8 protein-coding genes are annotated in these 9,716 nt (G+C 71.3%); 6 read left to right on the plus strand and 2 right to left on the minus strand.

All coding sequences use genetic code 11. The annotated features are described in order from the left end of the window. The first annotated feature begins 10 nt into the window (after window positions 1-10). From UO65_RS02625 to UO65_RS02640, 5 genes are all read left to right on the plus strand, one after another. A complete protein-coding gene (locus UO65_RS02625; protein WP_035278334.1) occupies window positions 11-1,099 on the plus strand; it encodes an HAD-IIIC family phosphatase in 1,089 nt (362 codons plus the stop codon). A gap of 436 nt (window positions 1,100-1,535) precedes the next feature. Continuing rightward, window positions 1,536-1,706 (plus strand): hypothetical protein, encoded by a 171-nt coding sequence (locus tag UO65_RS36500; protein WP_161784412.1) that lies wholly within the window; start codon window positions 1,536-1,538, stop codon window positions 1,704-1,706. Window positions 1,707-1,750: 44 nt separating this feature from the next. Next, a complete protein-coding gene (locus UO65_RS02630) occupies window positions 1,751-3,331 on the plus strand; it encodes a helix-turn-helix transcriptional regulator (protein WP_152551944.1) in 1,581 nt (526 codons plus the stop codon). Next, entirely contained in the window at window positions 3,328-4,143 is an 816-nt protein-coding gene (locus UO65_RS02635; protein WP_200873286.1) for a class I SAM-dependent methyltransferase, read from the plus strand. Before UO65_RS02630 ends, UO65_RS02635 begins: the two co-directional genes overlap by 4 nt. Before the next feature lie 7 nt (window positions 4,144-4,150). After that, window positions 4,151-4,813: an O-methyltransferase gene (locus tag UO65_RS02640; protein WP_035278338.1), complete on the plus strand. Its 663-nt coding sequence runs from the start codon at window positions 4,151-4,153 to the stop codon at window positions 4,811-4,813. A 198-nt stretch (window positions 4,814-5,011) separates the two neighbouring features. Here UO65_RS02640 and UO65_RS02645 read toward each other — a convergent pair whose 3' ends face one another. Then, window positions 5,012-5,836 (minus strand): DUF72 domain-containing protein, encoded by an 825-nt coding sequence (locus UO65_RS02645; RefSeq protein ID WP_035278340.1) that lies wholly within the window; start codon window positions 5,834-5,836, stop codon window positions 5,012-5,014. Window positions 5,837-6,186: 350 nt separating this feature from the next. Between UO65_RS02645 and UO65_RS02650 the strand changes: the two genes are divergently transcribed. Then, window positions 6,187-8,349: an ATP-binding protein gene (locus tag UO65_RS02650; protein ID WP_084175244.1), complete on the plus strand. Its 2,163-nt coding sequence runs from the start codon at window positions 6,187-6,189 to the stop codon at window positions 8,347-8,349. A 593-nt stretch (window positions 8,350-8,942) separates the two neighbouring features. On the opposite strand, the gene UO65_RS02655 is transcribed toward UO65_RS02650, so the two are convergent. Next, entirely contained in the window at window positions 8,943-9,584 is a 642-nt protein-coding gene (locus tag UO65_RS02655; protein WP_152551945.1) for a DUF6461 domain-containing protein, read from the minus strand. Between the last annotated feature and the right edge of the window lie 132 nt (window positions 9,585-9,716).

A 9,716-nucleotide genomic window follows, 5' to 3' on the forward strand; every position in this document is an offset into this window, starting at 1 on the left:
AGGGGGAGTTGTGACCGATCCGGTGACCACCGTCAAGTGCGTCGTCTGGGACCTGGACAACACGCTGTGGAAGGGCGTCCTGCTCGAGGACGGCGACGTGGTCCTCAACGAGCACGTCCTCGACACCATCACCGCCCTCGACGCCCGCGGCGTCCTGCAGGCCGTCGCCAGCAAGAACGACCACGAACCGGCCTGGCAGCGCCTGGAGGAGCTGGGCGTCGCCGAGTACTTCGTGGCGGCCAGGATCGGGTGGGGCCCGAAGTCGGCGTCGGTGCGGGCGATCGCCGACGAGCTGGAGTTCGCGCTCACCACCATCGCCTTCGTCGACGACCAGCCCGCGGAACGCGCCGAGGTGGCCTTCCACCTGCCGCAGGTGCGTTGCCACCCGGCCGAGGCGATCCCCGAGCTGCTGTCGCTGCCCGAGTACAACCCGCCCACGGTGACGGTCGACTCGCGCCGCCGCCGCCAGTCCTACCAGGCGAACGCACGGCGCCGGGCTGAGCAGGAGTCGTTCGACGGGCCGTCGGAGGAGTTCCTGCGCTCGCTGGACCTGGTGATGGAGATCAACCGCGCCACCACCGACGACCTGTCCAGGATGGAGGAGTTGACCCTGCGCACCAGCCAGATGAACGCGACCGGTGTGCACTACTCCGACGCGGACCTGCGCGCACTCCTGGACGACGCCCGGCACGAGGTCCTCGCGGTGACGATGGGCGACCGCTTCGGCCCGCACGGCGCGGTCGGCGTCGCGCTCCTGGAAACCGGTCCGGCGGTGTGGCACCTGAAGCTGCTGGCCACCTCCTGCCGGGTCGTGTCCTTCGGCGCGGGCGCCACCGTGCTGAACTGGTTGATCAGCGAGGCGGCGGCGGCGGGCGCCCACCTGGTCGCCGACTTCCGGCCGACCGCGCGCAACCGGATCATGGAGGTCGCGTACCGGTTCACCGGGTTCACCGAGGAGTACTGCGCCTGCCTCGGTGAACTGCGGCGGGCGGGCGACGGGGAAACGCAACGACTGCACATCACGCCCGCACCGAGGCCCGCCCCCGACACGCTGCGCCTCACCGCCGTCCGGCTGGGCCGTGTTCCGGATGCGGTGTAGCCGGATTTCGGGGTGGCCGGGTGGCGCAGGGAAAAGAATGCCGCCCATATCGGGAAACCACTCGTTCCCAGAAGTGCGCGCGCCCGGCACAACGCGACGCGCGAAGGCGCCGTTTTCGCGGGCGAACACAACGCGGTACGGCATACGGCGTCGGTTGGGGGGCCGCATGGCGGATATCCAGGTATCGCGATTGCCGACTATGATCAGGATCGGCGCTTGGCCGGAAAATTCCCTCGCCGCCACAGGTGGGTGCTCGGCGATCGGAAGGCGGCGCGGCGATTCCCCGGGTGGTTCCTCGGTCCCCCTTCGGTGACCGGGGTGTGACGACTGGGGCCGCGAGGCGCGAATCCGCCTTGCGCGGTCCGAGGGGACGGCAAGCCCAGAACGAAGGCTTCTCATCTTGCGGCACGGAGGGGGTTCTATGTCGTGCGGTTCAATGACCGACGTCAAGCGGGTGGACCGGGTTGATGGCGTGCCCATCGGCAACAACACCGCCACGTTCCTCGCGGACGAATTGTCACAACGCCGATCCGGTTCCGTCGCGACGGCAGGCCCGCGTACCCGGCAGACGTCGATCGCGCACTTATCGACCGGACGGGAATTGTGATCGGGGGTTTGGAGTTCGGCGGCGCCCCGTCGTCCCGTTCAGCCGTGGCCACCGGTTCAGCACCCCCGGGGGACTCGGGGGGCGGTGGCGTCGACACGGCGCCGCGGAGGGGTCGGCTGTTCCCCGGGGAACAGCGCCTGCCCACCCCGTCGGACCTGGGCCTGGCAGGCGCACCGGCGACGTCGACGCCCCACCCCCGGGGGAGCGGCTCGACCGACGTGGTCGCGGCCGAGGTGTTGGTGCGGCGGGGCCTGTACCAGGACGCGGGCGCGGTGCTGCCCCGTCAACCACCGGACAACGCCCCGGTGGCGCGCCGCACCCGTTGGGCGGTGACCGCGGCGGCCATCCACTACTGGGGAGCGGGCGACGTCGAGGCCGCGTGCCGGGTGCTGGGCGACGTCGGCGGTCCGGTGGCCGAGGGGCACCGCGCGGGTTTCCTGCTGCTGGACGGCTGTCCCCGCGCGGCGCTGGCCGCGGGCGAGAAGGTCCTGTGCGACCGGCGGGTGCCCGACGAGGCGATCCCGCCCGCGGTGACCACCGTGGTCGTCGCCGCCAGCCTCGTCGGTCGGTTCGACCGGGCCATGGCGGCCATCGACCGGGCACGACCGGCCCGGCTCGGGTTCGCCGAGCTCGACTACGTCCACTGCTTCGCGCTGCTGGTGGCGGGCCGGGTGCAGCAGGCGCGCCGGATGGCCGAGGACGGGCACCGCGACGCGGTGGCCGCCGGGAACGTCGCAGCGGCCGCGGGTTGGCTGACGCTGCGCGGCCAGGTCGCCAAGGCGCGCGGCGACCTGGCTACCGCGATCGTCGACCTGAAGACCGCTTCGCGCCTGCTCGAGGGCTACGGCATGCGCCTCGTGCTGGCGCAGTGCCTGGCCGACCTCGCCGCGGCCCGCGCCGTGTTCGGCGACCGGGACGGGGCGCGGCAGACCCTGCGGCTCACCGCCGACTGGGCACCCGCGAGCCGCCTGTTCACCCCGTGGTTCACCCTGAGCCAGGCGTGGAGCACGGCCGCGGGCGGGGACACCACCCTCGCGGCCAGGCAGGCGGGCGCCGCGGCCGACCGCGCCATGGCCTCGGGCCAGTACGCCGTCGAGGCCGTGGCCCGCTACGACGTGGCCCGCCTCGGCAACCCCAACGCCGCGCAGCACCGCCTCGCCGCGCTGGCGGGCGTGGTGCAGGGCCCGGTCGTGCCCGCCATGGCCGACGCCGCGGCCGCGCTGGCCCGCTCCGCCCCCGGGGCCCTGGACGCCGCCACGGCGAGGTTCACCGAACTCGGGATGGACCTGCTCGCCACGGAGACCGCCACCGCCTCGGACGCGCTGCGCCGCGCCGCGGCTCCCCCCGGGGCAGCCGCGTGCCCGAACGCGACGACGCCGCTGCTGCGGCTCACCGCCCCGCTGGTCGAGCTCACCGGCCGCGAGCGCGACGTCGCGCTGCTGGCCGCGGGCGGGCTCACCAGCCCCACCATCGGCCACCGGCTGCGGCTGTCCGCCCGCACCGTCGACAACTACCTGAGCCGCGCCTACCAGAAGCTCGGGGTGACCAGCCGCCGCGACCTGGCCCCGCTGGTCATCGGCGGCCAGCCACCACCACCGATCCACGCCAGAGGAGAACACCGATGACCGCCATGAGCGACCTCGACAAGATCACGGCCAACCAGGAGGGCTTCAACCTGCGGGCGCGGGCGCACCTGAATTCCTCGTACTACGACGTGGAGAGGTTCAAGCAGGGCCACAACATGCTGCGCAAGCTGGAGCAGGAGGAACTGGGCGACGTCCGCGGCCGGTCCCTGCTGGAGCTGCAGTGCCACATCGGTGTCAACTCGATGTCGCTGGCCCGCATGGGCGCGCGGGTGACCGGGACCGACATCTCCGACGAGGCGATCGACATCGCCCGCGGCCTCGCCGAGGACCTCGACGTCGACGCCAAGTTCGTCCAGGCCAACCTCTACGACCTGCCCACGGTGCTCGACGGCGAGTTCGACATGGTGTTCACCGGCTACGGCACCCTCTCGTTCCTGCCGGACATCCCCCGCTGGGCCGAGGTGGTGGCGCGGTTCCTCAAGCCCGGCGGCACCGTCACGATCGTGGAGATCCACCCGATCCTCAACCTCTTCGACGTCGCCGACGGGCAACTGCGGGTCGTCCGCTCCCTGTTCCAGTCCCGCCAGGTCCACCACGAGATGGACAAGAGCTACGCGGACAGGATCGCCGACGAGGTGGAGGTGGAGAAGCACTCCATCTACGGCTGGCGGTGGACCGTGGAGGAGGTGGTGAACGCCCTCATCGGCGCGGGCCTGACCATCGAACGCCTCCGCGAGGTCCCGTACGACGCGCGCCAGCGGCTCCCGCTGATGGAGCCCGACGGCGACCACAACTGGCGAATCCCGGGTGACCCGATCCCGCTGTCGTTCGCCTGCGTCGCCAGGAAGTGAGCCGCGCATGGCAGCCCAGATAGTCGCGACGGAGGAGATCCGCGAGTACGTCCGAGCCGTGTCCCTGCGGGAGGACCCGCTCCTGGCCGAGCTCAGGGAGGTGACCGCGGGGCTGCCGGGCGGCTCGGCCCTGCAGGTGATGGCCGAGGAGGGGCAGTTGCTGGCGCTCCTGGTGGGCCTGTCCGGCGCCGGGTCGGTGCTGGAGATCGGCACCTTCACCGGCTACAGCACGCTGTGCATGGCCCGCGCCCTCCCCCCGGGCGGGGTGCTCGTCACCCTGGACGTGGACGGCCGCTGGCCCGCGATCGGCACCGACTACTGGGAACGGGCAGGAGTCGCCGACCGCATCGAAGTCCGCATCGGCGACGCCACCCGAACCCTCACCACCCTCACCGAAGAACGGGGCCCCGCCAGTTTCGACTTCATCTTCATCGACGCGGACAAGACCAACTACGGCGCGTACTACGAGGCAGCACTCGCACTGGCCCGACCGAACGCGTTGATCGTCATAGACAACACGCTCTTCTTCGGCCGCGTGGTGGACCCGTCCAACCAGGACCCGGACACCACAGCGATCCGCGCGCTCAACGCGTCACTGCGCGAAGACCCGCGGGTGGACGTCTCACTGCTCACAATGGCCGACGGAATCACGCTCGTCCGCAAGAAGTAGCCGCCAGGCCGCGTTCCAGGTGTGGTGGTTCCCGGAATGGCACGAGGTCTCCGGTATTCGGGTCGCAACCGGAATACCGGAGACCTCGTGCCCAGAGCACGTCCTCCGGGTGCGGTCCCCGCGCACGGCGAGCGCCGAGGCCCCCGCACCTGTGCTGGTCCGCGCCTGCCCCTGTGGTCCGCTCTGCCGCGCCACCACTCAGAACAGGGTCGCGGGCTCAACGGGCTCGGGCTCGGGCAGCGCGTCGAGCCCGGGCACGAGCGCCCGCACGTCGTCGTGGAACCGCCGGGCGAGCGCGGGCGCGTCGTCGTTGTCGGGGGTGTGCAGGAAAACCGTCGGCGACCGACCCTCGCGCAGCCACTCGGCGACCACCCCGGCCCACGGCCGCCACCCCGCGACCGTCTCCTCGACCGAGTCCCGCCCCAGGTACCGGACGACCGGCTGATCGGTCAGCGCCCGCGTCCGCCGAGGCAACCGCGGCTTCCTGGCCCAAGCCTCCCGCTCGGCCTCACTGGTCGGCGGACTCTGGAAGAAAACCGTGGTGTCGAACGGCACCCACTCGGCACCCGCGCCCGCGAGCACCCCCTCCAACAACGACGTCGAACCCGCGTCGCCGAAGAACCCGGCATGACGCACCTCCACGGCCCGCCTGAGATCGGCGGGAAGCCTGCGCAGAAACCGACCGAGGACATCGACGTCCGAGGGCCCGAACGAGCCGGGCAACTGGGTCCACAGGACCGCCCGCTCCCCGAGGGGTTCGATCGCCTCCAGGAACGCCCGCATCTCAGCCTCGACCCCGACCAGTCGGCGCTCGTGCGTGACGACCTTGGGCAACTTGACCACGAACCGGAAGCCCGCACTGGTCTGCTGCGCCCAGGTCTCGACGGTCTTCCGAGCGGGGGTCGCGTAGAAGGTGGTGTTGCCCTCAACGGCGTTGCACCACCCCGCATAGGCCCGCAACCGCTCCTTGGCGGGCAGCGACTGCGGCAGGAACCGCCCGGCCCACGCCTTGTGGGTCCACATCGCGCAGCCGACGTGAAGACGTGCCACTCCGTCAACTCCCCTCAAAAGTGAGTGGAGACAGCTTGCCACCAGTCCGGTGGTGGGCGAACACCCGCTCGTGCCACGGAGGCCGGAACGCGGGAAGTGTCAACCGATCAGGAAAGTCCGGTCGGCTCCTCAACCGCCTCCAATCTGTTCCCGGGGCAGCGCGCCGTTCTGCGCTCAGCCCCGCTGCCCCCGATCGGGTTGAGGTTTCCATGACGGGCTTCGCGACCAATCTGGCCACGTTTGCATTCTTTTGGTATCCGAGCCACGTGCTGGGTTTCTCTCGTATCGTGGTCATCCAGGCGCCGGCGGCCGGGGGGCATGCGATGACGGGGCACGATCGGTTCGGCGAGGTCGGTGGGGCCGCGCCCGAGGTGGGACCGCCCCTGGTGGCTCGCGAGGTGCGGAACGCGGTGTCAGGCCAGGCGGACTCGGTGGTCCAGGCCGCTTCGATCGGCGCCGTCACGATCAATCCCCCCGCCGACGGGCTGCGGCCGGTGCCGCAGCAGTTGCCCGCGGCACCATCCGGGTTCGTCGGCCGTGCCGGGGAACTCGCCGAGTTGAGCGTGGTGGCGGACCGGGCTGCGGCGGGGATCGTCGTCGTCTCGGCGCTGGGCGGGTCAGGTGGCATCGGCAAGACCTGGCTGGCCTTGCAGTGGGCGCACACCCACCGCGACCGGTTCCCGGACGGGCAGTTGTTCGTCGACCTGCAGGGATTCTCCCCCGCGGGTCGGCCGATGCCGCCCGCCGTGGCGGTCCGGGGGTTCCTCGACGCCCTGGGCGTCGACACGGCCCGCGTCCCCGCCGATCTGCACGCCCAGGTCGCCCTCTACCGAAGCCTGGTCGCGGGCCGCCGAATGCTGATCATCCTCGACAACGCGGCCGCCACCGACCAGGTGCTCCCACTCCTCCCCGGCGACACCGGTTGCACCCTGCTGGTGACCAGTCGACGCCGCCTGCCCGGTCTGGTCACGGCGCACGGCGCCAACCCGATCCACCTCGACGTCCTCGCCCCGCCGGAGGCACGCGCACTGCTCATCGGCGCGCTGGGGGCCGCCCGCGCCGCCGCCGACCCCGCGGCGGTCGACACCCTGCTCGACCTCTGCGCCGGGTTCCCCCTGGCGTTGGCCATCGTGGCCGCCCGCAGTCGAACCTCCCCCGAGCACTCCCTGCGCGCCCTGGCCTCGGAGTTGCGCGACACAGCCGCCGACCTGGACGCCTTCGACACCGGGGATTCCGGGGCCAGCCTCCCCGCGGTGCTGTCCTGGTCCCTGCACGCCCTCCAGCCCCGACAACGCCAGGCGTTCGGGCTCCTGGGGGCAGCACCAGGACCTGACACCGGCCTGGCCGCCGCCGCGAGCCTCCTGGGCACGCCGTTGGCACAAGCCCGGCGAACGCTCACCGACCTGCAGGACGCATCCCTGCTGGACCGCGACTCCGACGGCCGCTGGCGGATGCACGACCTCGTGCGCGCCTACGCCACCCGCACCGCCCACGACCTACCGGAGCACACCCGTCAGGCAGCGCTGCAACGCGTGCTGGACCACTACACCCACACCGCCCACGCCGCCGACCGCCTCCTCTACCCCCACCGAGACCCACCCGGACTCGACCCACCCGTTCCCGGCGCCCACGCCCACCCACTGCCCGACGCCGCGGCGGCATCGGCCTGGTTCGACGGCGAACACGCGTGCCTGCTCGCCGCCCAGCGCACCGCCGACGCCCACCACCGGCACCACGGCGCCTGGCACCTGGCCTGGGCGCTGGACACCCACCACACCAGGCGCGGACACCGCCACGACCGACTCGCCGTCTGGCAAGCCGCAGCCCGCGCGGCCCCCGACCTCACCGCCCGCATCATCACCCACCGCTACCTCGGTGACGCCCACGCCGAACTCGGCCACCACGAGGCAGGCCTCAACCACCTGAACCAAGCCCTCGCCCTCGCCCGACACCACCCCGACCCGACCCACCTGCCGCACACCCACTACGGCCTCTCCTGGGCCTGGCAACAGCAGGGCGACAACCACCGGGCCCTGCACCACGCCCACCGCGCCCTGGAGGCGTTCCAGGCCCTCGGCAAACCGGTGTGGGAAGCAGCAGCGCGCAACGCGGTCGCCTGGCACACCGCCCGCCTGGGCAACCACACCACCGCCCGAGCCCACGGCCAAGAGGCCCTCAACCTCATACGAAGGCACCACGACGCGAACACCGAGGCGGAAATCCACGACAACCTCGGCTACATCGACCACCAAACCGGCAACTTCCGCCAAGCCGTCGAGCACTACCAACACGCCCTCACCCTCTACCGAACCCTCGGCAACACCTACGAAACCGCCAACACCCTCAGCCGACTCGGCAGCTCCCAACTCACCCTCGGCCAACACCGACAAGCCCGCACCGCGTGGCAAGAAGCGGTCAAGCTCTACCAAGAACAAGGCCGAGACCCCGAAGCGACCCGACTACGACAACAGCTCCACGACCTGTGATCTGGTCGCGCCCACAGCACACAGATGGCCGAGATGACGTCCGGCGTGGAACACGCTGAGAACCCCGCGTCGGGAGGACCGCTGGCTGCACGTGCTCACCGGGCCGCGCACCGAAGTCTGGGGCGCCCGCTATCCGGCGGTCATCAGGTTGTGGAAAAACGCCTGGGCCGAGTTCGTCCCATTCCCGGCCTTCGACCTCGCCGTCGGACGCGAGTAATTCCCTTTCAACCCAGAGCTACACCGCTCGTTCGGCAAATTTTCCCGATATCGTCCCCAACCCACAGGGTCCGGCGGACCTGCTCCGGATCGAGCTGGGCGCGGAGTTGCCAGTCCGGGTGTGCTGTGGTCTTGGCACCGGGGTTACCTCGACCACGTCCAAGCCGCGGTCGAGGGCCGCCATCGGTTCCGGGGCGCGTTCGCTCACCACTCGGGCCTGCATCCGCAACCGTAGGCGTCGATGTGGCTGCTGCCACCCTCGGCGTGCGACCAGCGCCGCGCGCCCGCCCTTCAGGATGGCCCCGCCCATGGGGTGAGCAGATAGGCACCTGCGACGCCCGCGCCGAGCGCGGCGGTGAACTGCCTCCGGTTGGTGGTCATGGCTTTCCTGCACGGTCGTGCGGTCCAGGGGCGAACGTGTAGGGGTGGTTGCGGCTGGCAGTGGGCAGCGGGCCGGTGAACGCCTCGGCGTCCAACGCGATCCCGAGCTGCGCCGCCACCGCCGCCGCAGCCCGGCTGAACGCCTTGCCGTACGGCAGCGGTGCGGCGAAGTCGAGCACGCCCGCGGCGTCGAGCGCGGGGTCGAGGTGGTGCGGGTCGGTCCCTTCCCGTGTGTCGTGGCCCTCCCCGAGGGTGGTCGTGACAAGAGCACCACCGGGGCCGGTCAACTTCAGCACGGGTGGTGTGGTCTCGAAGAAGAACATCGTCACGACATCGTGCTCGCGGGCCAGGTCGAGCTCGATCTGGTCGAGGTAGCCCTTGGCCTGCGAGACCTCAGCGGCCATCGTCCACCCACCCAGCTCGGCGACGCGAACCCAGAACGGCGGGACGTGCAGGCCGGGGAGACCGTGCTCGCGCAGCGCCTGCCGCAGGGTCCAGTCGACGGCCGTCGCCGGGTCGAGGTCGAAAGCGCGCAGCACGCGTTCACGGCTCGCCCCCTTGGCGAAGGTCAAGCACCCCCCGAAATCGAGCAGTGGTCCCAGCCAGTTCCAGTCAGCAAGCGCCTGCGCCCCGGTCATCGCGACTCCCTCGTCGTCGTGGTCAGCCCACCTCGACCCAGCAGGGGTCGAAGTCGATCAAGCGGTTCGATCGGACCAGGTTGCCCAAGCTGCCGCCCACGCTGGAGTTCAGCTTGAATGGGGTGTGGCCGC

Source organism: Actinokineospora spheciospongiae (assembly GCF_000564855.1).
GTDB classification, from domain to species: Bacteria; Actinomycetota; Actinomycetes; order Mycobacteriales; family Pseudonocardiaceae; genus Actinokineospora; species Actinokineospora spheciospongiae.